The sequence below is a fragment of the Rhodanobacter sp. DHG33 genome, assembly GCF_014843005.1.
Classification (GTDB): Bacteria; Pseudomonadota; Gammaproteobacteria; order Xanthomonadales; family Rhodanobacteraceae; genus Rhodanobacter_A.
This window is the reverse complement of the sequence record NZ_JACYXM010000006.1, coordinates 57,623-81,544: the sequence shown is the minus strand read 5'-3', so window position 1 is coordinate 81,544 and position 23,922 is coordinate 57,623. Positions and strand designations below refer to the sequence as shown.

The 23,922-nt window shown below is 64.6% G+C and carries 21 protein-coding genes and 1 tRNA gene; 15 read left to right on the top strand and 7 right to left on the bottom strand.

Going from position 1 to position 23,922, the window contains the following annotated elements; all coding sequences use genetic code 11:
* Window positions 1-320: 320 nt before the first annotated feature.
* Together IHE46_RS12005 and IHE46_RS12000 are read right to left on the bottom strand one after the other, a co-directional pair.
* Window positions 321-1,301: an LLM class flavin-dependent oxidoreductase gene (locus IHE46_RS12005; RefSeq protein ID WP_192164887.1), complete on the bottom strand. Its 981-nt coding sequence runs from the start codon at window positions 1,299-1,301 to the stop codon at window positions 321-323.
* Window positions 1,302-1,508: 207 nt separating this feature from the next.
* Window positions 1,509-1,658 carry an oxidoreductase-like domain-containing protein gene (locus IHE46_RS12000; protein WP_343230022.1) on the bottom strand — a complete coding sequence of 50 codons (150 nt, stop codon included), beginning with the start codon at window positions 1,656-1,658 and terminating at the stop codon, window positions 1,509-1,511.
* 100 nt (window positions 1,659-1,758) lie between these two features.
* On the opposite strand from IHE46_RS12000, the gene IHE46_RS11995 reads away from it, so the two are divergent.
* The 6 genes from IHE46_RS11995 to IHE46_RS11970 all read left to right on the top strand — a co-directional run bounded on the left by IHE46_RS11995 (window position 1,759) and on the right by IHE46_RS11970 (window position 8,526).
* Window positions 1,759-2,856, top strand: coding sequence for a glycoside hydrolase family 18 protein (locus IHE46_RS11995; RefSeq protein WP_225563024.1), 1,098 nt, complete (start codon window positions 1,759-1,761; stop codon window positions 2,854-2,856).
* A gap of 42 nt (window positions 2,857-2,898) precedes the next feature.
* Window positions 2,899-5,211, top strand: coding sequence for a transferrin receptor-like dimerization domain-containing protein (locus IHE46_RS11990; RefSeq protein WP_192164885.1), 2,313 nt, complete (start codon window positions 2,899-2,901; stop codon window positions 5,209-5,211).
* Between the two features lie 248 nt (window positions 5,212-5,459).
* On the top strand, window positions 5,460-5,990 hold the full coding sequence (locus IHE46_RS11985) for a hypothetical protein (RefSeq protein ID WP_192164884.1): 531 nt from the start codon (window positions 5,460-5,462) through the stop codon (window positions 5,988-5,990).
* A gap of 772 nt (window positions 5,991-6,762) precedes the next feature.
* A complete protein-coding gene (locus IHE46_RS11980; protein ID WP_192164883.1) occupies window positions 6,763-7,113 on the top strand; it encodes a hypothetical protein in 351 nt (116 codons plus the stop codon).
* Window positions 7,114-7,168: 55 nt separating this feature from the next.
* Window positions 7,169-7,696 (top strand): hypothetical protein, encoded by a 528-nt coding sequence (locus tag IHE46_RS11975; protein WP_192164882.1) that lies wholly within the window; start codon window positions 7,169-7,171, stop codon window positions 7,694-7,696.
* A gap of 74 nt (window positions 7,697-7,770) precedes the next feature.
* Entirely contained in the window at window positions 7,771-8,526 is a 756-nt protein-coding gene (locus IHE46_RS11970; RefSeq protein WP_192164881.1) for a nucleotide-binding protein, read from the top strand.
* 690 nt (window positions 8,527-9,216) lie between these two features.
* Here the strand turns inward: IHE46_RS11970 and IHE46_RS11965 are convergent.
* Both IHE46_RS11965 and IHE46_RS11960 read right to left on the bottom strand, forming a co-directional pair.
* Window positions 9,217-9,438, bottom strand: a complete 222-nt coding sequence (locus tag IHE46_RS11965; RefSeq protein WP_192164880.1) for a SymE family type I addiction module toxin — start codon at window positions 9,436-9,438, stop codon at window positions 9,217-9,219.
* A gap of 309 nt (window positions 9,439-9,747) precedes the next feature.
* A tRNA-Arg gene (locus tag IHE46_RS11960) sits at window positions 9,748-9,824 on the bottom strand.
* 116 nt (window positions 9,825-9,940) lie between these two features.
* On the opposite strand from IHE46_RS11960, the gene IHE46_RS11955 reads away from it, so the two are divergent.
* From IHE46_RS11955 to poxB, 7 genes are all read left to right on the top strand, one after another.
* A complete protein-coding gene (locus IHE46_RS11955) occupies window positions 9,941-11,473 on the top strand; it encodes an aldehyde dehydrogenase family protein (RefSeq protein ID WP_192164879.1) in 1,533 nt (510 codons plus the stop codon).
* Between the two features lie 185 nt (window positions 11,474-11,658).
* Window positions 11,659-11,955, top strand: a complete 297-nt coding sequence (locus IHE46_RS11950) for a DUF4190 domain-containing protein (protein ID WP_192164878.1) — start codon at window positions 11,659-11,661, stop codon at window positions 11,953-11,955.
* Window positions 11,955-12,740: an SDR family oxidoreductase gene (locus IHE46_RS11945; protein ID WP_192164877.1), complete on the top strand. Its 786-nt coding sequence runs from the start codon at window positions 11,955-11,957 to the stop codon at window positions 12,738-12,740. Before IHE46_RS11950 ends, IHE46_RS11945 begins: the two co-directional genes overlap by 1 nt.
* Window positions 12,741-12,744: 4 nt before the next feature.
* Window positions 12,745-13,512, top strand: a complete 768-nt coding sequence (locus tag IHE46_RS11940) for a class I SAM-dependent methyltransferase (protein ID WP_192164876.1) — start codon at window positions 12,745-12,747, stop codon at window positions 13,510-13,512.
* Window positions 13,513-13,514: 2 nt separating this feature from the next.
* Window positions 13,515-14,552: a quinone-dependent dihydroorotate dehydrogenase gene (locus IHE46_RS11935; protein ID WP_192164875.1), complete on the top strand. Its 1,038-nt coding sequence runs from the start codon at window positions 13,515-13,517 to the stop codon at window positions 14,550-14,552.
* A gap of 10 nt (window positions 14,553-14,562) precedes the next feature.
* Window positions 14,563-15,591, top strand: a complete 1,029-nt coding sequence (gene murB, locus IHE46_RS11930; protein ID WP_192165265.1) for a UDP-N-acetylmuramate dehydrogenase — start codon at window positions 14,563-14,565, stop codon at window positions 15,589-15,591.
* A 427-nt stretch (window positions 15,592-16,018) separates the two neighbouring features.
* Window positions 16,019-17,749 (top strand): ubiquinone-dependent pyruvate dehydrogenase, encoded by a 1,731-nt coding sequence (gene poxB, locus IHE46_RS11925; protein ID WP_192164874.1) that lies wholly within the window; start codon window positions 16,019-16,021, stop codon window positions 17,747-17,749.
* 358 nt (window positions 17,750-18,107) lie between these two features.
* Here the strand turns inward: poxB and IHE46_RS11920 are convergent, their stop codons facing one another.
* On the bottom strand, window positions 18,108-19,346 hold the full coding sequence (locus tag IHE46_RS11920) for an MFS transporter (protein ID WP_192164873.1): 1,239 nt from the start codon (window positions 19,344-19,346) through the stop codon (window positions 18,108-18,110).
* A 132-nt stretch (window positions 19,347-19,478) separates the two neighbouring features.
* Between IHE46_RS11920 and IHE46_RS11915 the strand changes: the two genes are divergently transcribed.
* On the top strand, window positions 19,479-20,267 hold the full coding sequence (locus IHE46_RS11915) for a helix-turn-helix transcriptional regulator (RefSeq protein ID WP_192164872.1): 789 nt from the start codon (window positions 19,479-19,481) through the stop codon (window positions 20,265-20,267).
* Window positions 20,268-20,400: 133 nt separating this feature from the next.
* Complete coding sequence (ppk1, locus tag IHE46_RS11910; RefSeq protein WP_192164871.1) at window positions 20,401-22,554, top strand: polyphosphate kinase 1; 2,154 nt, start codon at window positions 20,401-20,403, stop codon at window positions 22,552-22,554.
* A gap of 230 nt (window positions 22,555-22,784) precedes the next feature.
* On the opposite strand, the gene IHE46_RS11905 is transcribed toward ppk1, so the two are convergent.
* Window positions 22,785-23,336: an NAD(P)H-dependent oxidoreductase gene (locus tag IHE46_RS11905; RefSeq protein ID WP_192164870.1), complete on the bottom strand. Its 552-nt coding sequence runs from the start codon at window positions 23,334-23,336 to the stop codon at window positions 22,785-22,787.
* Between the two features lie 111 nt (window positions 23,337-23,447).
* The gene (locus IHE46_RS11900; protein ID WP_192164869.1) at window positions 23,448-23,858 is read right to left on the bottom strand and encodes a hypothetical protein; all 411 of its coding nucleotides are present in this window, start codon (window positions 23,856-23,858) and stop codon (window positions 23,448-23,450) included.
* Between the last annotated feature and the right edge of the window lie 64 nt (window positions 23,859-23,922).

The following is a 23,922-nucleotide window of genomic DNA, read 5'->3' as shown; positions in this document are numbered from 1 at the left end:
TGAGGCGGGGACGATCAGGCCGCGCAGCGGGCGAGTCCAGGGATGGACTCGCCTTTTCGACCGGGCAGGAGGCCCGGCCGAAAAGCCCGGCCCCGCCTCACGGACTCGCAGGGCAGGATGCCCGGAGAGCGCCGCATCGGGGTGCCCTTTTCTCTTGGCTACTTCTCTTTTGGGCACGCAAAAGAGAAGTAGCTCGGGCCGCGGCAGCGGCACGAAACCGCCTTGTTACTTGCGAAAGCATCTAGAGCAAAAGCCCCTCCTTCTGCCCCATCCCCACAAGCGAAAGTGGGGAAATCAACACTCGGAGACACCAAGCCAAGCTACCCGCGCGCAGCCGCCACCAGCTCATACGACCGCCGCCTCAACGCATGATCAAACACGTTGCTGGTAATCATCAGCTCATCCGGCTTGTGCCGGGCGATGAACTCGGCGAGTCCCTGCTTCACGGTGGAAGCATCGCCCACCACGGCACAAGCCAGCGCCCGCTCCACCATCAACTTTTCCGTCGCAGTCCAATACGTCTCGATGTCGTCGATCGGCGGCGGAATCAGCCCCGGCTGGCCGCGGCGCAGATTGATGAAACTCTGCTGCTGCGTGGTGAACAGGCGACGCGCCTCGGCATCGCTGCCGGCCACCACCACGTTGATGCCCAGCATGGCGTGGGGCTGCGCCAGCCGCGCCGAAGGCTTGAAGTCGCGCCGGTACAATGCCAGCGCCTCGTCCATCGCGTCGGGCGCGAAGTGCGAAGCGAACGCATACGGCAAGCCGAGCTGCGCGGCCAGCCGCGCACCGAACAGGCTGGAACCGAGTATCCACACCGGCACCTCGCTGCCCGCGCCGGGCACGGCACGCACCGTCTGCCCCGGCGTGGCTGGTGCGAGATAGCCAAGCAACTCCACCACGTCCTGCGGAAATTCGTCGGCGCTTTCGTAATAGCGACGCAGCGCCCGCGCAGTGGCGTGGTCGGTGCCGGGCGCACGCCCCAGGCCGAGGTCGATGCGCCCCGGATGCAGCGCAGCCAGTGTGCCGAACGCCTCGGCCACCTGCAGCGGCGCGTGGTTCGGCAGCATGATGCCGCCCGCACCCACGCGGATGGTCGAGGTGCCGGCGGCCACGTGGCCGATCAGCACCGCCGTCGCCGCACTGGCGATGCCCGGCATGTTGTGATGCTCGGCCAGCCAGTAGCGCGTGTAGCCCAGCCGCTCGGTGAGCTGCGCCAGGTCCAGCGTGTTGCGGAACGCCTGCGTGGCGTCGCTGCCTGCGGTGATCGGCGCGAGATCGAGTACAGAAAAAGGAATCATGGCGGTATCCGGAAACGCGATCACCGCTATCTGGGGGCTGTCATCGCGATTGGCAACGGCGCCTCATGCCGATACGCGTTCCATCGGATGAAATGTCGCAGACCCATCAGCCCCATGGCCTTTGCTCGTCATTGCCACGAAAGCGGGGATGACGGTGCTGACGTGGTTGATCGCCATTCGGTATCAGGCGTCGGGGTGCCGCGCCTGCTACGCTGCCAATGCAGTCCGGTAATACGCCACTTGATCGTTGTACAAGTCGTAGATGCACGGATCGCAGCCGTTGCCGCAGCACTCGCCGGGATCGGGCTCGGGCGGCGGCTGGGGGCGCGGGTCGTCGGGGCTGTCGGTTGGGTTCACGCAGGACACTCGGGCAAATCCGGTTCGCAGTGTAATTCGCACTGGTGGCGCCATCGAAGCGCTGCGATGATCGGGACTCCCCCGTTGCGGAATTCTCCCGATGACGTTGCGCCGCCTTTCCCTGCTCCCCTTGCTGGCGATGTTCGCCTGCCCGCTGCTCGCACATGCCGGCAGCGAACACTATCGCGTGGTCGCCTACGACACCGCGCACCATCCGATTCCCGCAGCCGACGTCGATCGCATCGACACCCTGATCTTCGCATTCGCGCATCCGGCCGACGGCCGTGTGACGCTAGCTCCCGCGGCCCGCGCCCTGCTGCAGCAGCGCATCGCGCTGAAGGCCGCGCATCCCAACCTCAAGGTGATGGTGTCGGTGGGCGGCTGGAGCGTGGGCGGCTTCTCCGAGGCGGCGATGACGGCGGAAAGCCGCCAGCGTTTCGCCGACAGCGCCGCCGCGCTGCTGGTGGACACACATGCGGACGGCCTCGACGTGGACTGGGAATACCCCGGCCATCACGAATCCGGCATCGCCTCCAACCCGCAGGACCGCGAGCACTTCACCGCGCTGATGAAGGCGCTGCGCGCCGCACTGGACCGCGCCGACCACGGCAAGCACTACCTGCTCACCATCGCCGCCGCCGACGGCCCGTTCGTGGACGGCATCGACCTCGCCGCAGTGGCGCCGTCGCTGGACTGGTTCAACATGATGACCTACGACTTCTGCAACGTGATGACGCCGACCACCTGCAACCACACCGGTCTGCACGCGTCCGAGCTGGCGCCGGCCGATGCGCGCACGCTGTCGCGCGCGGTGCGGCAGTTCCTCGCCGCGGGCGTGCCGGCCGCCAAGCTGGTGCCCGGCGTGGCGTTCTACGGCCGCGAGTTCGCCGAAGTCGACCCGGCCCACCACGGCATGTTCCAGAAATTCGGCCACTACCAGGGCGGCCACGACTGGCCCGAGCTCAAGGCCGACTTCATCGGCCACCACGGCTACGTGCGCTACTGGGACGCGAAAGCCCAGGCACCCTACCTGTGGAACGAACAGACGCACCGCTTCGTCACCTACGACGACCCGCAATCCATCGCTGCCAAGGCCGCCTACGTCAAGGCGCAGCACCTCGGCGGCCTGATGTACTGGGAACAGAGCAGCGACCCCAGCGACGAACTGCTGCACGCGGTATGGCAGGGACTGCAGTAACCGCGCGCATCACCTAACAGCATCAGCCAAGGGGAGTTCCACATGACACGCACCAACATCCGCCCCGCCTGCGCGCTGGCCTGCCTGGTGGCGACCTTCGCCACGGCAGCCGCCACGCCCGCCAGCGACCCGGCCGGCAACGCCATGCTCGGTTTCACCGCCAGCGGCGCCACGCAGGAACAGAACCTGGAGCAGCGCTTCGACGCGCTGCTCGATCCGGCCGACCAGCGCGAGTGGCTGAAGCAGATGTCCTCGCAGCCCAACCAGGTCGGTTCGCCGCACGACAAGGCGAATGCCGAGTTCATGCTGGCGAAGTTCCGCGAGTGGGGCTGGGACGCGCACATCGAAACCTTCGACGTGCTCTACCCCACGCCGAAAAAGGAAGCGCTGGAACTGCTGGGGCCGAAACCCTTCACCGCCAAGCTCAGCGAATCGCCGCTGCCCGGCGACGCCACCTCGTCCATCCAGCAAGGCGCGCTGCCGCCGTACAACGTCTACGGCGCCGACGGCGACGTCACCGCGCCGCTGGTGTACGTCAACTACGGCATGCCGGACGACTACAAGGCGCTCGCCCGGCGCGGCATAGCCGTGAAAGGCAAGATCGTGATCGTGCGCTACGGCGGCGGCTGGCGCGGCCTCAAGCCCAAGCTCGCACAGGAGCACGGCGCGGTGGGCTGCCTGATCTATTCCGACCCGCACGAAGACGGCTACTGGCACGGCGACACCTACCCCGAAGGCGGCTGGCGTCCCGCCGACAGCGTGCAGCGTGGCTCGGTGGCGGACATGCAGGTCTATCCCGGCGACCCCACCACGCCCGGCTATGGCTCGGTGCCCGGCGCGAAGCACCTAGCGCTGAAAAACGCCAAGACGCTGATGAAGATCCCGGTGCTGCCGATCTCCTACGCCGACGCCACGCCGCTGCTCCAATCGCTGGGCGGCCCGGTGGCGCCCGCCGACTGGCGTGGCGCGCTGCCGCTCACCTACCACGTCGGCCCCGGCACCGCGAAGGCGCACCTGGTGGTCGAGTCCAACTGGGACCGCCAGCCCGTCTACGACGTGATCGCCACGCTCAAGGGATCCAGCGAACCCGACCAGTGGATCGTGCGCGGCAACCACCACGACGGCTGGGTGTTCGGCGCCTTCGATCCGCTGGCCGGCAACGTGGCACTGCTGGCCGAGGCCAAGGCCATCGGCACCCTGGTCAAGCAAGGCTGGCGGCCGCAGCGCACCCTGGTCTACGCCAGCTGGGACGGCGAGGAGCCGGGCCTGCTCGGCTCCACCGAATGGGCCGAGACCCACGCGCAGGAGCTGCAGGCCAAGGCCGTGCTCTACGTCAACTCCGACACCAACGGCCGCGGCTTCCTCGGCGCGGGCGGCAGCCACTCGCTGCAGCACCTGGTGAACCAGGTCGCCGCCGGCGTCACCGACCCGGAAACCCACGTGAGCGTGCAGCAACGCCTGCGCGCCCGCATGCTGGTGGACGGTGCGGCCAAGGGCGCGGGTGAGCGCGCCAAGGAAGACGCCAAGGCCGCGGCCAGTGGCGGCGACCTGCCGATCGAAGCGCTGGGCTCGGGCTCCGACTACAGTGCCTTCCTCGAACACCTGGGCATCGCCTCGCTCGACCTCGGCTTCGGCGGCGAAGACGAGAACGAAGCCGTGTATCACTCGGCCTACGACTCCTTCGACCACTACGCGCGCTTCGGCGACCCCACCTTCGAGTACGGCGTGGCACTATCCAAGGTCGCCGGCCACATCGTGCTGCGCACCGCCGACGCCAGCGTGCTTCCGCTGCGCTTCGGCGACTTCAGCGACACGCTGGACGGCTATGTGAAGCAGCTGCACGAACTGGTCGACGCCACGCGCAAGGCCACCGACGAACAGCACCGCCTGCTCGCCGCGCATGCCTACGCGCTGGCCGACGATCCCAGCCACCCGGTGGCACCGCCTGCGCGCGACTCCGACGTGCCGGCCATCAACCTCGCGCCGCTGGATCAGGCCGCGCAGAGGCTGAAGCTGAGCGCGCTGGCATACGAAACCGCGTATCACGCGCACGCCGCCAGCGGACTCAACCTCACCGACGCCCAGCGCAACGCCATGAACACGCTGATGGGTCACATGGAACAGTCGCTCACCAGCCCCGACGGCCTGCCCGGCCGCACCTGGTTCAGGCACATGATCTATGCGCCCGGGATGCTCACGGGCTATGGCGTGAAAACCGTGCCGGGTGTGCGCGAGGCATTGGAAGCGCGGCGATGGGATGAGGCGGATCGGTATGCCGCGATCACGGCCAAGGTACTGGATGGCTACCGCACACAGCTTGATCGGCTCACTATGATGCTGAAACAGCCACGCTAAACGCGGTCTTGGAAGGTGCCAGGGATGGCGCCGATCTGCCTGGCTCTTGCTTGACTTGCCGACTCCAACTCCGGGTGAGAGGATCGATGTATAACTGTCTCTCTAGGGAGAGGCTGCAGGAAATAAGCGGCGCGACTGGGGGAAGTCGTTGATTTGTTTGGAAGGCGCGCATTGATCGAGGCTAATATCGCCGCCCTTGGTTGCGATATCAGGTTTTATTTCAACAACCGAATTTAAGCTAACAGTCTATGGAACATAAGGTATTTTTGGAGCGCCTTGATACTTACTTGACCCAGATACGGGAGATATTGTCGCGCTTCCAAAAAAGCCAAAATTCGATCCACATACAGCACGGTGATCAGGCGCGACTCCAGCAACTATCCTTGGAACTGTGCGACTTATTCAATGATGCATTTGGTAAAAATGACTATAGCGCCATGATTATTGATGCCTTCAACAACGGCACAAGCAATTATTTTGGTACTTCTTCATATGCGTCCGTCGAGCAAATCATTAGCATCAGCTCCGCCGCAAAAACACGCATCGTTAACAACCCTGAATTTCTCACAAGACCGACTCGCCCTGCTTCAACAAGCGCATCGCAGATACCATTAGCGGCACCTCAAAAAGTTACGCTTAATTGGCTATTCAACAATGTTCCGTACAAGTTCTGGTTAGCAGCTGGCGGCATCATCGTTGCAAGTTTCGTAGCCGGCGCTTCCGTCACAGCTAAGCTTTCGATCTTTCAACAGTGGTTTGGGCTGGTCTGTGGTAAGTAGGTCGCTAACTATTCGTCCAACCGGACGCTCACCCGCTGCGCGGTCTAGTGCAGGTTAAGCATTAGGCCGTAAACAGGAGATCCGCGTGTCCGCAAAAACAAAACTCCGTAGTGCTCTTCGAGCAATTGACGACGCAGTATCTGCGCTACGTCGAGCGCAACATGACGCAGACCTCCACAGCGTGCACCAAATTCGTCGCGCACTGAGTGAGCTCGATGATGCAGAACGGTACATCAAGCGGGCAATCAGCGAAGTTCCGGATGACTAAGTTGCGGTCTAACATTTCGTTCATGACGCGCGGTTTCGCCGTCGCTTAACCCAGATGCTAGGCCATATGGACATAACATCTCTAGCTTCTGAGTTACTCCTTCGCGCGATCCACAATGTCGAGCACTCCTTCCCAGGGCTCGTACTCATATGGAGGCTCTCTACGTTGGGGATCCTCAGCGCTACCTGGCCGGGCCGCCACCCAAGGACGCTCCATTCACTACAACCGGGGTTCGCGACCCTGCTTTGGGTAATACTAGGCCTCTGCCCTACGCAGAGATTGGAGCTCTTGAGGTGTATGCCATTCCACGCCACAGTTCGCCGCTGGCAGAGTACGACAATAAGTTCACAGCGTTGGCGCGCAGCGTCGTCGCCATCCAAGGTATACGTATTACCAAAAGCGACATCTTTCTGGGCTTCGGGACGGCCTAACAACTCGTTCACGGCTAACGGCTTCGCTGCCGCTTAACTCCAACGTCTGGCTCGCAATGGGGAGATCATTGACATGGAATTGAAGGATTTTGTTGCACAAACCCTCACTCAGATCATTGAAGGTGTTGTTGCTTCTCAGAAAGCTGTCGCAACCCACGGTGCCACTATCAATCCACTCATCAATCCAATGAGTGATTCCTCCAAGCACGGGTTCATAAGCTGCTACGAGGGTTTCGCTCAAGTGGTTAGGTTTGACGTGGCACTTACCGTTACTGAAGGCATGGGCACCAAGGGCGGAATCGGTGTGTTTGCTGGCCCAGTTAGCCTTGGATCATCCGGACAGTCGAACTCTTCCAACTCATCCGTCAGCCACGTTCAGTTCAACGTTCCACTCATCTTACCCAACCCGCCTCCGCGGACCTGACATCTCGTTCAAGTCATATGACCTCGCCACCGCTTAGCTCAAGCATTAGATTGCAATGAACGAGCATACTTTCCAAATCGCCCTCGTGGCCACCGGCGCTCTAATTGGCCTCGCGAGCTCATTATTGGCTGTTTTGCTGACATCGCATCAGGCTAAGGTTCGTCATCGCAAAAGCAGGCTTGCTCACATTCACGAGCTCATTGGGAAACGATGCGCATTACGTGGAAGCGATCCGCAAGAAGAGATGAAAGTTTGGTCGAAGTGGCTGAAAACCAAAGATGCATCGAGGCTCGACCGAATCGCCTTCATGACGGGCTTCGTTGAGACAAATAACATACAGCTGCAGGAAATTATTCAAGCGAACTCTGCACAGCAAGCCATTCTTGCGGAGAGCGAAACTGAAACTGCAAGGCTCCGGCAAAAATTGGACCAACTGATCGAGGAAAGGGCTGCACAGGAATCAATGAAGAGCGCACTAGAGTCGAAGAAGGGAATTCTTGAGGCTAAGGAAAAACAGCTAGAACAAAGTCACAGATCCTCTCAGGATTCCACAACCAGGGGTTTCGACTCAAATGCAACCTAACATTTTATTCGTGGCGAACGGCTACGCCGCCGCCTTACTCGAACGCTAGCTTTCATGCTGATAACGGAGGTTCAATGAAGCACAAGGGAACATTCGAAGACCTTAAGACAATGGTTCGCGCCGTTGGACGGGAAATCACGCAAAGTGGGCCATCCGGCGCAATGCAACAAATCAAGACATCAGACGGAGCGGTTCTCAGTTGGTATGAGTCAACAGGAACCGTTCAATTCCAAGGGGCGAGGGACGCAAAGCAGCGGCTAGAATCGGACCTTTGCAAATACACTGGCGTCGCTCCAGCTTTGCAGACAGAAAATTCTGGTTCTGTCGCTGCAGCGCCGGCCTCCGCTCCTGCGGCAAGCAAGGTCTTTATCGTCCACGGACACGACTCAGTTGCGCGTGAGCAGCTTGAACTTGTCATCCACAAGCTCGGCCTTGATCCATACGTTTTGCAGAATACTGGAGGCGGGGGTTTAACGATCATCGAGGCTCTAGAAGCCGAAATCGGCACACGAGTTAACTCTGCGAAGTTTGGTATTGTCCTGTTGACGCCTGACGATGTTGGATACGCCAAATCCGCAGGCGACAAAGAGGCCCAACCTCGTGCCCGTCAGAATGTCGTGCTCGAAATGGGTATGTTGATTTCGGCGCTTGGTCGTAAAAACGTTGCCATCCTTAAGAAGCAGCATCTCGAAATTCCTTCGGACGCGCAGGGAATTCTTTACATCGCCTTCAATGATCACGTCAAAGAGGTCGTCCCAAAGCTTGTTGACCGGTTGCGCGCCGCAGGTTTTGTTCTCAATCCGGAGGCCATTACCCGTGCATCGAGCTAATTATTCGCTCCACCGGACTGCTTTCGGCAACCGGTAAGCTCGCACGTTAGGCAGAAAGGAGGACTATCGTGAGCATGGCTCCAACTCATACGCAACTCGCCAGCTTGTCAGACGAAGAATTAGTAGTCCGCTACGACCGAGACGCTCAGTGCACTGTTGTTGGCACAGGCTTTTATCGCGAGGAACTAACGCGCCGCGTCCTGGCTCGCGAAAGCGGGCGCGCGTTAGCGCTTACTAAGACCATGGCAAGACTAACTTGGGCCATCTTGGTTCTTACTGTCATCAACGTCTTGGCGGTGCTGTATCCGCTGCTGGTCAAAGCCTAATAATCCATTCAAACCGGGCGGCTTCGTCGCCACTTAACTCAAGTGTTAGGTATGCGAGAAGCCTCAATTCAGACTGGCGAACTCATCGAAGTCGAAGGCGTTGAGTTTCGCTGGCATGTTCATCGCCAGCCGCAGTGGTGTACCGCTGACGGCTGAAAAGGCCTTGCATTGCTGGCATTTCTGCTGCGTTAGCCTACGGCCGGGAGCCAGAATCGCGCGGCAAGCCTTTCGTCTTCGAACTACCCTCACATGCTTAACTATTCGTTCAAGGCGAATGCCTCCAACGCCGCTAATCTCAAGCACTAGGTAGTAAAAGCAAAAGCGCCGCGGGCGTGTATAGCCTTTTGCCCGCGGCTTGTCTGGCTTAGCCTTCGGGCTGAATCACAATGCCTTGATCGGTCACTTGTATTCGCGCCTTCCGGCCAACCATGAAACCAACCTCAGATAGCCAATCACCGCTCAAGCGCAAGAACGGTACTTGCCGTGGTCGGTAGCGGCACCCTATGTCCTTGTGCCGACTTTCGTAAACCTGATAGCCAACAGTCAGTTGGCGAGACTTGGGCGAAGAAGCTTTCTTGGCAGTCATGGTGGACTCCTACGATTCGTTCCATTTCGCCTCCTGTTCAGAGAGGCGGCCGGGTGCTTGAACACGGTCGTAGGGCCGCCCACAGTTTTCCCCTTTCGGGTCTTGTATAGCTGCGCGCCACCCGGCCATAGAAAACGCTAGACACAAAAAAACCACTTGGCTAACGGGAGTGGCTTCCGCCTACGAAGGTGTGTTCAGCACCGCGGTCAAATCTAGCGCTGCCCACAGCTAGGGTCAAATACGGACACGCGTATCGCGCGCCGCTTATCTCAACGCCAAAGGCCGGCTCTCGCCGGCCTTCGTCGCATCTGGTGACCCCGGCGCGATTCGAACGCGCGACCTTCCCCTTAGGAGGGGGATGCTCTATCCAGCTGAGCTACGGGGCCGAGGCGCGGATTCTGGCATGGAACGCCCCCTGCCCGCGAACCGGGCCAGGGGCCGCCCCTGCTAGAATCCCCCTTTTGAAACGGGGCGCACGCACGCGTCCGGCACTGGAGTCCGCATGTCCCACAGCATCCTCTCCGCACTCGGCCTGGCCGAGACCAATTCCGGCACCTACCTCGGCAACGGCGAGTGGTCGAAGACCAGCAACGCCGGCGTGCTGGAGCCGGTGAACCCCACCACCGGCGACGTGCTGGGCCGCGTGAACGCTTCCTCGCAGGCCGACTACGACGCCATCGTCGAGCGCGCCCAGGCCGCCTTCAAGGTGTGGCGCACCACGCCGGCGCCGCGCCGCGGCGAGGCGATCCGCCTGTGCGCCGACGCGCTGCGCGCACACAAGGACGCGCTGGGTTCGCTGGTGGCGCTGGAGATGGGTAAGTCCAAGCCGGAAGGCGACGGCGAAGTGCAGGAGATGATCGACATCGGCGATTTCGCCGTGGGTCTGTCGCGCCAGCTGTACGGCCTGACCATGCACAGCGAGCGCCCCGGCCACCGCATGTACGAGCAGTGGCACCCGATCGGCCTGGTCGGCATCATCAGCGCGTTCAACTTCCCGGTCGCGGTGTGGGCGTGGAACAGCTTCATCGCGGCGATCTGTGGCGACATCAGCATCTGGAAGCCCTCGCCCAAGACCCCGCTGTCCGCCATCGCCTCGATGAAGATCTGCAACGAGGCGCTGAGCAAGGCCGGCTTCCCCGACCTGTTCTTCCTGTTCAACGACGCCGGCAGCGAACTGGCGCAGAAGTTCGTGGACGACAGGCGCGTGGGGCTGATCTCGTTCACCGGCAGCACCAAGGTCGGCCGCCAGGTCGGCGAGCGCGTGGCGAACCGCATGGGTCGTTCGCTGCTGGAACTGGGCGGCAACAACTGCATCATCGTGGACGAGACCGCCGACCTGAAGCTGGCGATCCCGGCCATCGTGTTCGGTGCGGTGGGTACCGCCGGCCAGCGCTGCACCACTACGCGCCGCCTGATCGTGCAGGAAGCGATGTACGACGAGGTGCTGGCCAAGCTGATCACCGCGTACAAGCAGGTGGAGGGCAAGATCGGCGATCCCACCGACCCGGCCAACCTGATGGGCCCGCTCAACAGCAAGGAAGGCGTGGCCGCCTACCTCGACGCCATCGCCAAGGCCAAGGCCGCGGGCGGCAAGGTGGAAACCGGCGGCGCCGCGATCGAGCGCCCCGGCAACTTCGTGCTGCCGGCCATCGTCACCGGCCTCACCAATGACGCCGAGATCGTGCAGCACGAGACCTTCGCGCCGATCCTGTACGTGATGAAGTACCGCGACATCGCGGACGCCATCGACATGCAGAACGCGGTGCCGCAGGGCCTGTCGTCCTCGATCTTCACCACCAACCTCAAGCGCGCGGAAGCCTTCCTGTCCGCCGCCGGCAGCGACTGCGGCATCGCCAACGTCAACATCGGCACCTCGGGCGCGGAGATCGGCGGCGCCTTCGGCGGCGAGAAGGAAACCGGCGGCGGCCGCGAGTCGGGTTCGACGGCGTGGCAGGCCTATATGCGTCGCCAGACCAACACCATCAACTACTCCGATTCGCTGCCGCTGGCGCAGGGCATCAAGTTCGATCTGTAAGCACTCGGTCCGTCATCAGGTTGAATCCGCGCAGGTATTGCTAGTGAACCCCTCTCCCTCCGGGAGAGGGTGGCGGCAGCCGGGAGAGGGTTCGGGCGGAGCGAAACGACGAGGCAAGTCCGAACCCTCACCCCCAGCCCCTCCCCCAGTGGGAGAGGGGAGCAACGAGCCAAAGGATCGCCAGCATGAGCTACCAGCCGCCCCAACGCAGCACCACCAGCTCGATGGCCGTCGTGAGCCTGGTGTTCGGCATCCTTACCTGGTTCATGCTGCCCTTCGTCGGCGCGTTGATCGCGGTGATCTGCGGCCACCTGGCGCGCGCCGAAATCCGCCGCGCACCTATCGACCAGCGTATGGAAGGCGACGGCATGGCCCTTACCGGGCTAGTGCTGGGTTACGTGCAATTGGCGCTCAGCGCGCTGATGCTGGTCTTCGTCATCGCGATGCTGGTCTTCGGCTTCGGCTTCGCGCACTGGCATTGATGTCACCGATGCCTGACGCACCCGCCACCCCACTTTTCGACTTCCGCGGCTGGCGCGTCGCCGTCGCTGGCGGCAGCAAGGGCATCGGCCGCAGCATCGCACTGGCCTTCGCGGAAGCTGGCGCGGCCGTGTCCATCTGCGCACGCGGCACGGAAGCGCTCCAGGCTACGCACGACGAACTCGCCGGCTTCGGCCACGCGACGCACGCGTGCAGTTGCGACCTGGGCGACGCCAACGCCATCGCCACCTGGATCGACTCCGCCGCCGATGCGCTGGGCGGCATCGACGTGCTGGTGAACAACGCCTCGGGCTACGGCTTCAGCGAAGACGACGAAGCGTGGCTGGCGAACTTCAACGTCGATCTGATGGCTGCCGTGCGCGCCTCGCGCTTTGCATTGCCTTATCTGCAGCGCTCGCCGCACCCCAGCATCCTGCACACCAGTTCCATCGCCGCCTTCCATCCGCGCCGCAACGGCTCCGCCTACGCAGCGATGAAGGCCGCGCTCAGTCACTACACCACCTCGCAGGCGATGCAGCTGGCCGGGCAACGCATTCGCGTGAATGCCATCGCACCGGGCTCCATCGAGTTTGCCGATGGCCTGTGGGACAGGCGCAAACACGAAGAACCCGAGCTGTACACCGCCACACTCGCCAAGATCCCCTTCGGCCGCTACGGCAAGCCGGAGGAAATCGCCCACGCTGCCCTGTTCCTCGCTTCACCGTGGGCCGGTTGGATCACCGGCCAGACGCTGTGCGTGGACGGCGGCCAGAACCTTTCAGGTTGATGCCATGAGCAAACTGCAATCCACCGAACGCTTCAGCGATCGCGTCGCCGACTACGTGCGCTATCGCCCCGACTACCCCACCGCGATGCTGGACTGGCTGCATCGCGAACAGGGCGTCACGCCCGCCTGGAAGGTGGCCGACGTGGGCGCGGGCACCGGCATCTCCTGCAAGCTGCTCCTCGACGCCGGCCACGACGTGACCGCGGTGGAGCCGAACGCGGCGATGCGCGACGCGGCGCTCGCTTGGCTGGGCGGCAACCCGCACTTCCGCGCCGTCGACGGTACGTCCGATGCCACCCACCTGCCCGACGGCAGCGTCGATCTGGTGACGGTGGCGCAGGCCTTCCACTGGTTCGATCCTGCTTCCACGCGGCGCGAGTTCGCGCGCATCCTGCGCCCCGGCGGCCTCGCCGCGATCTTCTGGAACTCGCGCCGGCTCACCGGCACGCCCTTCCTCGAAGGCTACGAAGCGCTGCTGCAGCGCTACGGCACCGACTACACCAGCGTGGCCGAACGCTATGCCGACGACGACAGCATGCGCGCGTGGTTCGGCGCCGGCTGGCGCGGCATCGCGCGCTTCGAGCACAAGCAGTCGCTGGATTTCGATGCGCTGCGCGGCCGCCTGATGTCTTCGTCCTACGCGCCGAAAGAAGGCCACCCGCAACACGAGCCGATGATCGCCGCGCTGCGCGAACTGTTCGAGCGCTGCCAGCGGGATGGCCATATCAGCTTCGACTACGACACGCGCATCATCGTCGGCACCCTGGACTGAACATGTACGACCTGCTCCGCCCGCTGCTGTTCGCACTGGACGCCGAAACCGCGCATGGGCTCACCCTCTATGGCCTGGACGTGGCGCATCGCAGCGAGCTGATGCGCTTCGTCGCCAAGCCTGCCGACGAACTGCCGGTGGAAGCCTTCGGCATCCGCTTCCCGAACCCGGTAGGCCTCGCTGCCGGCCTGGACAAGAACGCAGACCATCTCGACGCGCTGGGCGCGCTGGGCTTCGGCTTCGTCGAGGTGGGCACGGTGACGCCGCGACCGCAGGTGGGCAATCCGAAGCCACGGCTGTTCCGGCTGCCGCAGCACGAAGCCATCATCAACCGCATGGGCTTCAACAACGCGGGCGTGGATGCGCTGGTGCGCAACGTGGAGAAGTCCGGCTACCGCGGCGTGCTCGGCATCAACATCGGCAAGAACAAGGACACGCCGAACGAGCAGGCGGTGGACGACTATCTGCTGTGCCTAGACCGCGTCTACGGCCACGCCACCTACATCACGGTGAATATCTCCTCGCCGAACACGCAGGGCCTGCGCGACCTGCAGGAAGAAGCCACGCTGCGCCGCTTCGTCGCCACGCTGCGCGAACGGCAGGAACAGCTCGGCTCGCAAAGCGGCAAGCGCAAGCCGATGCTGCTCAAGATCGCGCCCGACCTGTCCGAACACGAACAGGACGGCATCGCCGAAACCCTGCTCGCCACCGGCATCGACGGCGTGATCTGCACCAACACCACCATCGACCGTGCGCTCGTCGCGAACGATCCGCACGGCAACGAGACCGGCGGCCTGTCCGGCAAGCCGCTGTTCGCGCTCTCCACCGACGTGCTGCGCGGCATGCGCCGGCGCCTGGGCGAGCGCGTGCCCATCGTGGGCGTGGGCGGCATCCTCGATGGCGGCAGCGCCGCGGAGAAACTGGCCGCCGGCGCCAACCTGGTGCAGATCTACTCCGGCCTGATCTACCGCGGACCGCGATTGATCGCCGAATGCGTGGATGAAATCCGCCGCCACCAGGAAAGCGCGCATGCCGCCTGAAAAGACCGACATGGGCGGCTACACGCTCATCGAAAACGCCCCGCTTGCCAACCGCAACACGCTGCGCGTGAACGCGCGCGCGAAGTTGCTGGCCGAGCTGCGCGACGCCAGCAAGCTGCCCGAGCTGCTGGACTTCCCCGCCGTGCGCAACGCGCCGCTGCTGGTGCTGGGCGAAGGCAGCAACCTGCTGCTCGCCGGCGACTTCGACGGCACCGTGCTGGCGATGGAAACCCGCGGCGTGCAGGTGGAACAAGATGGCGATGTCGCGCGCATCGCCGTGGCCGCCGGCGAACGCTGGGACGATTTCGTGCGCTGGTCGCTGGGCCAGGGCTACGCGGGACTGGAAAACCTGATCCTGATCCCCGGCACCGTGGGCGCCGCGCCCATCCAGAACATCGGCGCCTACGGCACCGAGGTCGCCGAGTTCATCGAGAGCGTGGAAGCCTGGGACACGCGCGAACGCCGCGTGGCCCAGCTCGACCGCGCCACCTGCGCCTTCGGCTACCGCGACTCGCTGTTCAAGCGCGAACCCGGCCGCTACATCGTCACCGCCGTGCGCTTCGCGCTGCCCCGCTCGCGCGAACTCAGGCTCGACTACGCCGGCATCCGCGAGGAACTCGCGCGCATGGGCGTGGCCAAGCCCGCAGCGTTCCATGTCGCCGAAGCCGTGGTGCACCTGCGCACGCGCAAGCTGCCCGACCCCGCAGTGATCGGCAACGCCGGCAGCTTCTTCAAGAACCCCGTGGTCGATGCCGTGCAGGCCGAGGCGCTCAAGCGCGAACACCCCGAATTGCCCGCGTGGCCGCAACCCGACGGCCGCAGCAAGCTCTCCGCCGCGTGGCTGATCGAAGCCGCCGGCCTCAAAGGCCAACGCGAAGGCGACGCCGGCATCTCCAACCGCCACGCCCTCGTGCTGGTGAACCATGGCCATGCCAACGGCGGCGAACTATGGGCCTTCGCACAACACGTGATCGCCACCGTGGCGACGAAGTTCGGCGTGCGACTGGAACCGGAACCGGTAGTGGTCGGCGCCCGCTGAGGGCTCGTTCAAGATCTCTGCGTTGCTCGCGCAGCGCAGCGCGCAGCACAGCCTGATGACGAGCCGGAAAGTTTTCGGTTTCCCTCAGCCCCCAGATGTTTCCCTCAGTTTCCAGATACGGCGCGGCGTGGCCGCTGTGCAGGACGTGTCGCCGTGAGTGGTTCCAACGTCCTCGACACCACCCGCTTGTAGTTCCGGCGGATTGAACCAGGCCCTTTCTCTGGGTTACTTCTCTTTGGGCCAGCAAAGAGAAGTAACTCGGGCGCCGGCAGGCGACCGAAACCGCCTTGTTCCTTGCAACAGCACAAAACTCCTCTCCCGCAAAAAAAATGAGGACAGCGCGTCGGGCCACCTCCCGCCCAACCCTTCACGCCACCCGAAGAACCCCCATGCCAGCATGCCCCCTTCGCCACCGAAGGAGCGCCCCATGGCCATCCGCAACGTCGCCGACGTACTGGTCGAAACCCTCGCCAACGCCGGCGTGCGCCGCATCCACGGCGTGGTCGGCGACAGCCTCAACGGCATCACCGAGTCGCTGCGCCAGCGCAAGGAGCTGAGCTGGATCCATTACCGGCACGAGGAAGCCGCCGCCTTCGCCGCGGGCGCCGAAGCGCAGCTCACCGGCCAGTTGGCGGTGTGCGCCGGCTCCTGCGGCCCCGGCAACCTGCACCTGATCAACGGCCTCTACGACGCGCAGCGTTCGCGCACGCCGGTGCTGGCGATCGCCGCGCACATCCCCTCAGTGGAAATCGGCAGCGGCTACTTCCAGGAAACCCATCCGCAGAACCTGTTCCAGGAATGCAGCCACTACTGCGAGCTGGTGAGCAGCCCCAGCCAGATCCACCGCGCCGCCGAGATCGCGGTGCGCACCGCGGTCGCGCAGCGCGGCGTGTCCGTGCTGGTGATCCCCGGCGACGTCGCGCTGGCCGAGTCCTCGGGCCCGGTCGCCGATGCCGCCAGCCTGTTGCCCGTGGCCCCCGTGGTGGTGCCCCCGTCCCGCCAGCTCGACGAGCTGGCCGCCCTGCTGGCCGGCGGCCGCAAGGTCACCCTGTTCTGCGGGCGCGGCTGCGCCGGCGCGCACGACGCGGTGATGCGCCTGGCCGACACGCTGAGGGCGCCGGTGGTGCACGCGCTGGGCGGCAAGGAACACATCGAGTGGGACAACCCCAACGACGTCGGCATGACCGGCCTGATCGGCTTCAGCTCCGGCTACCAGGCGATGATGGATTGCGACACCCTGCTGCTGCTCGGCACCGACTTCCCGTACCGACAGTTCTTCCCGAACGACGCGAAGATCTGCCAGGTCGACCTGCGCGGTGAGAACCTGGGCCGCCGCTGCAAGCTCGACCTGGGCTTGGTCGGCGACGTGGGCGCCACCCTCGAGGCGCTGCTGCCGCGCCTCAAGCCCGCGAGTGACGACGGCCATCTCAAAGCCAGCCTCGCCAACTACCGCAAGGCGCGCGAAGGGCTGGACGAACTCGCCACCGGCAAGCCGGGCCAGAAACCCATCCACCCGCAATACGTGGCGAAGGTGGTGGACCAGATCGCCAGCGAGGATGCGGTGTTCACCTGCGACGTCGGCACGCCCACGATCTGGGCCGCGCGCTACCTGCACATGAACGGCAAGCGCCGCCTGCTCGGCTCCTTCGTGCACGGCTCGATGGCCAACGCGATGCCGCAGGCCATCGGCGCGCAGACCGCGTATCCGTCGCGGCAGATCGTCAGCCTCTCCGGCGACGGCGGCTTCGCGATGCTGATGGGCGACCTGCTCACCCTGATCCAGCACAAGCTGCCGGTGAAGATCGTGGTGTTCAACAACGGCACGCTGGGCTTCGTGGAGCTGGAGATGAAGGCCGCCGGCTTCCTGCCCACCGGCGTATCGCTGGACAACCCCGACTTCGCCGCCATGGCCCGCGCCGTCGGCATCTACGGCGCGCGCGTGGAAGATCCCGGTGACCTGGAAAACGCAGTGCGCCAGGCTTTCGCACACGACGGCCCCGCACTGGTGGACGTACGCACCAACCGGCAGGAACTGTCGATGCCGCCAAAGATCCAGCTCGAACAGGTCAAGGGCTTCAGCCTGTGGGCCCTGCGCACCGTGATGAACGGCCGCGGCGACGAGCTGATAGAACTGGCGCGCAGCAACCTGCGGCTATAAAGAACAGGAGCCCGCCCAATATCCCGCACAGCCACTGATGGCAAACAGGAAACCCCTCAGTTCCCAGATACGGCGAGGCGTGGCCGCGGTGCAGGACGTGTCGCCGAACGTAGTTCCAATCTCCTCGACACCACCTGCTCGTAGTTCCGGCGGATTGAACCAGGCCCTTTCTCTGGGTTACTTCTCTTTGGGCCAGCAAAGAGAAGTAACTCGGGCGCCGGCAGGCGACCGAAACCGCTCTGTCCCTTGCGATAGCGCAAAGCACCCTCCACCTCGTTCGCAGAGAAAACTTTGCCCACACCCTCTCCGCGCTTTCGCCGCAAAAGATGTGGAGTGAAAATCCGCTACGAGAACAATCTCACTTCTTGGCCGGCTTCTCGATATCCGGCAACAGGATCGCGCACACACCGATCAACGGCAGCCACGCACACAGCTGGTAGACATAGCCGATGCCGTCGAGATCGGCCAGCTTGCCCAGCAGCGCCGCACCCAAACCGCCCATGCCGAACGCCAGCCCATAGAACACACCGGAGATCATGCCGAGCTGCCCCGGCACCAGCTCCTGCGCGAACACGATGATGGTGGTGAACGCCGAAGCCAGCACCAAGCCGATCACCACGCTGAGCACGCTGGTCCAGAACAGGTTCGCGTGCGGCAGCATCAAGGCGAACGGCGCCACGCCGAGGATGGAACCGAGGATCACCCACTTGCGCCCCACCTTGTCGCCCAGCGGACCGCCGATCAGCACGCCCGCCGCCACCGCCGCGAGGAACACGAACAGATGCACCTGCGCGTTCTGCACCGACACGCCGAAGGTGTGCATCAGGTAGAACGTGTAATAGCTGCTGATGCTCGCGATGTAGAAATACTTGGAGAAGATCAGCACGGTCAGGATGAACAGCGAGAACAGCACCATGCCCCGCGACAGCTCGCGCACCGGCGCACGGCGCGCGCGCGCCTTCACGCGTCCCGCATGCCGCGCGTACCAGTGGCCGATCTGCACCAGCACCACGATCGCCAGCAACGCCGCCAGCGCGAACCACGCCACGCTGCCACGCCCGTGCGGCACGATGATCCACGCCGCCAGCAGCGGCCCCAGCGACGCGCCGAAGTTGCCGCCCACCACGAACACCGATTGCGCCAGGCCCGGCCGGCCGCCCGAGGCCATGCGCGCCACGCGCGAGGATTCCGGATGGAAGATCGACGAGCCCGTGCCCACCAGCGCCGCCGCGAACAGCAACACCGGGAAGTTCGGCGCATAGGCCAGCAGCAGCAGGCCGCACAGGGTGAAGCCCATGCCCGCGGCCAGCGAATACGGCATCGAGCGGCGGTCGGCCGCCATGCCCACCAGCGGCTGCAGCAGCGAGGCGGTGACCTGGTAGGTCAGCGTGATCAGGCCGACCTGGGCGAAGCTGAGATGGAAGCCGCTCTTCAGCAGCGGATAGATCGCCAGGATCAGCGACTGGATCATGTCGTTGAGCAGGTGCGAGAAGCTGATCGCGCCCAGCACGGTGAACTGGGTGCGCTCCTCGGCAGCCACCGGCATGACCGGCGGAACGGCGGGGTTCAGGGGAATGGCGTCGACGCGGGTCTGCATGGGGGAACCGTCAGGGATCTCGGGGAAAGATCGCGATGGCATGCGTTGCATCCATCGCTGCACGCACGATAATCCCCGCTTGGGCGGCCCGCATGCGCCGCCGGGTCAAAATCTGTCGAATTCGGGCCATCCATGAGACACACCCCCGTCGATGCCTACGAAAACGCGCCGCGCGATGTCGTGGCCGCCGGCAACGACTATGCCGCCGGCTACGTGCTGCCTGCGCACGCGCACCGCCGCGGCCAGCTGCTGTACGCGGCCACCGGCGTGATGAGCGCGGTGACCGACCGCGGCAGCTGGGTGGTACCGCCGCGCCGCGCACTGTGGATACCGCCGGGCGTGCCGCACGAGGTGCGCATGAACGGCGAGGTCTCCACGCGCAGCATCTATGTGCGGCGCGAGGCCGCCGATGCCGCGGGGCTGCCCGCGTACTGCCAGGTGATCGAGGTGTCGCCGCTGCTGCACGCGCTGCTGCTGGAGGCGGTGGAGCTGCCGCTGGAATACGCGCTGGACGGCCGCGACGGCCGCGTGATGGCGCTGCTGCTGGACGAGATCCGCGCGATGCCCGCGCTGCCGCTCAACACGCCGCTGCCCGACGAGCCGCGCCTGCGCCGGCTGTGCCGTGCCCTGCTCGCCGCGCCCGCGCTGGAGATCGACGTGGACGCGATGGCGCACAAGGCCGGCATGAGCCGGCGCCACTTCACCCGGCTGTTCCGCCGGCAGACCGGCATGAGCTTCGCCGCCTGGCGCCAGCAGGCCTGCCTGCTGACCGCGCTGAGCCGGCTCGGCGGCGGCGAACCGGTCACCACCGTCGCAGTCGACCTGGGCTATGCCAGCGCCAGCGCCTTCAGCGCCGCGTTCCGCCGCGCCCTGGGTGCGCCGCCCAGCCGCTACCTGGCAAGGCAAACGCGCCCCGAATGACGGTGAAAGCGCGTCATCCCGGCGTCACAAATCACCGGCACAGTCGCCGTACCATGCACAAAGCGCATGAACCGCCGAGGGTTCTCATGCCCCCAAGGACAACACGCGGCATGCGCCCCACGGATACGACCCCATGAGCTCACGCGCTCCACGCAAGCCCCCGTCCGTCGCCCCAGATGCGACGGCGGCCAACGACGCGACCGCAGTGACCACCATGCCCGACCTCGGCGAGCGCCGGTTGTACATCAACCGCGAGCTGTCGCTGCTGGCCTTCAACACGCGCGTGCTGGACCAGGCGCTGGACGAACGCATGCCGCTGCTGGAGCGGCTGAAGTTCCTGCTGATCTTCTCGCGCAACATGGACGAGTTCTTCGAAATCCGCGTCGCGGGACTGAAGGGCCAGATCGCGCTGGAGCGCGAATTGCCCGGCGCCGACGGCATGGCGCCGCAGCAGGTGCTGGCCGAGATCGCGGTGATCGCGCACCGGCAGATCGAGCGGCAGTACGCGATCCTCAACGAGCGCATCCTGCCGGAGCTGGCCACGCACGGCATCCGCATCGCGCGGCGCGACGAGTGGACGCAGAAACAGAAGCAGTGGGTGCGCCGCTATTTCCGCGCGGAGGTGGCACCGCTGGTGACGCCGATCGGGCTGGATCCCACGCATCCGTTCCCGCTGCTGGTGAACAAGAGCCTCAACTTCATCGTGCAGCTGGAAGGCGTGGACGCGTTCGGCCGCGACTCCGGACTTGCCGTGGTGCCCGCGCCGCGCGTGCTGCCGCGCCTGATCCAGATGCCCGACGACATCGCCGAGCACGGCGACAGCTATGTGCTGCTGTCCTCGATGATCCACGCGCATGCCGAGGAACTGTTCCCCGGCATGAACGTGCTGGGCTGCTACCAGTTCCGTCTCACCCGCAACGCCGACCTCGCGCTCGATCCCGAGGACGTGGAAGACCTGGCGCTGGCGCTGCGCGGCGAGCTGTATTCGCGCCGCTTCGGCAGCGCGGTGCGGCTGGAAGTCGCCGACAACTGCCCGAAGGATCTGACCGCCTACCTGCTCAAACAGTTCGGCCTCGCCGAGTCGGAACTGTACGAGGTGAACGGCCCGGTGAACCTGGCGCGGCTTTTCAGCATCGCCAGCAAGGCGAATTACCCTACGCTGCAGTACAAGCCCTTCGTGCCCGCGCTGCCCAAGCTGCTGAAGCACGCCGAAGACCTGTTCTCGGTGGTCGCGAAACACGACGTGCTGCTGCTGCATCCGTACGAATCCTTCACCCCGGTGGTGGATCTGCTGCGCCAGGCCGCGAAGGACCCGCAGGTGCTGGCGATCAAGCAGACGCTGTACCGCACCGGCGCGGATTCGGAGATCGTCGACGCGCTGGTGGATGCGGCGCGCGCTGGCAAGGAAGTGACCGCGGTGGTGGAACTGCGCGCGCGCTTCGACGAGGAATCCAACCTCTCGCTCGCCTCGCGCCTGCAGCAGGCCGGCGCAATGGTGATCTACGGCGTGGTGGGCATCAAGACGCACGCCAAGCTGATGCTGATCCAGCGCCGCGAAGGCAAGGAACTGGTGCGCTACGCGCACATGGGCACCGGCAACTACCACACCGGCAACGCACGCCTCTACACCGACTATAGCCTGCTCACTTCCGACCAGGCGCTGTGCGAGGACGTGCACAAGCTCTTCAGCCAGCTCACCGGCATGGGCAAGGCGCTGCGCATGAAGAAGTTGCTGCAGGCGCCGTTCACGCTGAAGAAAACCCTGCTGGAGCTGATCGCGCACGAGACCGAGCACGCCGCGGCGGGCAAGCCGGCGCAGATCATCATCAAGGTCAATGCGCTGACCGAACCCAAGGTGATCCGCGCGCTGTACAAGGCCAGCGTCGCCGGCGTGCGCATCGACCTGATCGTGCGCGGCATGTGCTGCCTGCGGCCGGGCGTGCCCGGCGTATCGGAGAACATCCGCGTGCGCTCGGTGATCGGCCGTTTCCTCGAACACAGCCGCTCGTACTGGTTCGCCAACGCGGGCGAGCCGGTGCTCTACCTCTCCAGCGCCGACCTGATGGAGCGCAACCTGGACCGCCGCGTGGAATGCGCCTTCCCCATCGAAGGCCGCAAGCTGCAGCAGCGCATCCACGCCATGCTGCAGCTCTACCTCGACGACAACTGCGGCGCTTCGGACCTGCAGACGGACGGCAGCTATCTTCCGGCTACGCGCGCCAAGGGCGAGGCGCTATGCGACGCGCAGCAGCAACTGCTCGAGAAGTTCTGCGGCGTCTCTGCGTAACCTCGCAGGGATGCGCTTCGTGCGCGACAGTCCGCGCTCCATACGAGGCCGGTCATTCGCTGTGGTCGCGCTCTATGGTCGCGAGGATTCAAGCCATACCGTAGCCGGATGGCCTGCCGCATCCCCATCGGCGTGCCTACGCGCCTTGTGCTTATCCCGAGCCCGCGAAGTGACGCCACAGAAACCGAGAACCGGCTACTCGCCAGCTGCGCGTTGCCGGTGAAGCCGGCTCACACCTGCCGCTTCACCCACGCCACGTAGCGATCCACGAAAGTCTGCAGGAATTTCTGCGTGTTTTCGTTGCCGATGTGGCCCTCGGCATCGATCAGTTCGTCCTTGAAATGCACGAACACCTCGGGCTGGGCCAGCGTCGCCACGTCGAGGTAGGCCAGCGAATTGCGCAGGTGCTGCTGCGCCAGCGCGCTGCCGATGGCGCCGATGGACGCGCCGATCACCGCCCCCGGCTTGCCCGCGAAGGAGTTGGTGCCCCACGGCCGCGAGGCGAGGTCGATGGCGTTCTTCAGCACGCCGGGCACGCCGCGGTTGTATTCGGGCGTGACGAACAGCAGCGCGTCGGCGGATTCGATCTGCTGCTTCAGCTGGCGCGCCACGGCCGGATAGTCGGCGTCGAAATCCTGGTTGTACAGCGGCAGGTCGTCGAGCCGCACGTGATCGAAAACGAACTCCTTCGGCGCCAGCCGTTCCACCGCCTTCGCCAGCCGCCGGTTGATCGACGCCTTGCGCAGGCTGCCCACCAGCACCGCCACCTTGATCGTGCTCATGCTCGAATGCTCCAGGGGAGAAGAAAAGTCCGCAGGCGTCGACTCGCGTCCATGGCGCGAGGCGACGATATCCGCGCGTTGCGCGGGATCAATGCGTGCTCGGCGCTGCAGCTATTTCGTCTGCAGGGTTTGCATGACCTGCTTCGCATCGGCGTGGGCGGCATCCAGCGTGGTCGCCTGCAGGCCGTGCTTGGCCTGGCCCAGCGCCACATTCAGGCGATCCACGGCGGCGACGTCGCCATTGGAATCCGTGATGGCGCCATGCCCCATGCCCTTGCAGGGATCCTCCGCCTTGGCGTCGAAATCCTTGCCCGACGGCCCCACCAGGCAGTTCACCACGTGATGCAGATGCGCGCGCGCCGTCGCCAGGTCCGCCGCACCCATCGCCATGCCGGCATGGGCGGTGGCGATCGCGACCTGCTTCACCGCCGCGCCGTTCGCGTTCGCGTCCGCCTGTGCAGCCATCGGCAGGGCGAGTGCCAGCAGCATGGCCGGCAGAACATGCTTGGAATACTTCGTCATGGCACGACTCCCGAATGTCACGGCATGGGCCGCAGTCTGCCGACTATGACCCAACTTTCGTGAG

Excerpts from the sequence above, each read along its gene's own strand:
- IHE46_RS12005 (WP_192164887.1), bottom strand. The coding sequence starts at position 1,301 with ATGATTCCTTTTTCTGTACTCGATCTCGCGCCGATCACCGCAGGCAGC.
- IHE46_RS11995 (WP_225563024.1), top strand. The coding sequence starts at position 1,759 with ATGACGTTGCGCCGCCTTTCCCTGCTCCCCTTGCTGGCGATGTTCGCC.
- IHE46_RS11990 (WP_192164885.1), top strand. The coding sequence starts at position 2,899 with ATGACACGCACCAACATCCGCCCCGCCTGCGCGCTGGCCTGCCTGGTG.
- IHE46_RS11985 (WP_192164884.1), top strand. The coding sequence starts at position 5,460 with ATGGAACATAAGGTATTTTTGGAGCGCCTTGATACTTACTTGACCCAG.
- IHE46_RS11980 (WP_192164883.1), top strand. The coding sequence starts at position 6,763 with ATGGAATTGAAGGATTTTGTTGCACAAACCCTCACTCAGATCATTGAA.
- IHE46_RS11975 (WP_192164882.1), top strand. The coding sequence starts at position 7,169 with ATGAACGAGCATACTTTCCAAATCGCCCTCGTGGCCACCGGCGCTCTA.
- IHE46_RS11970 (WP_192164881.1), top strand. The coding sequence starts at position 7,771 with ATGAAGCACAAGGGAACATTCGAAGACCTTAAGACAATGGTTCGCGCC.
- IHE46_RS11965 (WP_192164880.1), bottom strand. The coding sequence starts at position 9,438 with ATGACTGCCAAGAAAGCTTCTTCGCCCAAGTCTCGCCAACTGACTGTT.
- IHE46_RS11955 (WP_192164879.1), top strand. The coding sequence starts at position 9,941 with ATGTCCCACAGCATCCTCTCCGCACTCGGCCTGGCCGAGACCAATTCC.
- IHE46_RS11950 (WP_192164878.1), top strand. The coding sequence starts at position 11,659 with ATGAGCTACCAGCCGCCCCAACGCAGCACCACCAGCTCGATGGCCGTC.
- IHE46_RS11945 (WP_192164877.1), top strand. The coding sequence starts at position 11,955 with ATGTCACCGATGCCTGACGCACCCGCCACCCCACTTTTCGACTTCCGC.
- IHE46_RS11940 (WP_192164876.1), top strand. The coding sequence starts at position 12,745 with ATGAGCAAACTGCAATCCACCGAACGCTTCAGCGATCGCGTCGCCGAC.
- IHE46_RS11935 (WP_192164875.1), top strand. The coding sequence starts at position 13,515 with ATGTACGACCTGCTCCGCCCGCTGCTGTTCGCACTGGACGCCGAAACC.
- murB (WP_192165265.1), top strand. The coding sequence starts at position 14,563 with ATGGGCGGCTACACGCTCATCGAAAACGCCCCGCTTGCCAACCGCAAC.
- poxB (WP_192164874.1), top strand. The coding sequence starts at position 16,019 with ATGGCCATCCGCAACGTCGCCGACGTACTGGTCGAAACCCTCGCCAAC.
- IHE46_RS11920 (WP_192164873.1), bottom strand. The coding sequence starts at position 19,346 with ATGCAGACCCGCGTCGACGCCATTCCCCTGAACCCCGCCGTTCCGCCG.
- IHE46_RS11915 (WP_192164872.1), top strand. The coding sequence starts at position 19,479 with ATGAGACACACCCCCGTCGATGCCTACGAAAACGCGCCGCGCGATGTC.
- ppk1 (WP_192164871.1), top strand. The coding sequence starts at position 20,401 with ATGAGCTCACGCGCTCCACGCAAGCCCCCGTCCGTCGCCCCAGATGCG.
- IHE46_RS11905 (WP_192164870.1), bottom strand. The coding sequence starts at position 23,336 with ATGAGCACGATCAAGGTGGCGGTGCTGGTGGGCAGCCTGCGCAAGGCG.
- IHE46_RS11900 (WP_192164869.1), bottom strand. The coding sequence starts at position 23,858 with ATGACGAAGTATTCCAAGCATGTTCTGCCGGCCATGCTGCTGGCACTC.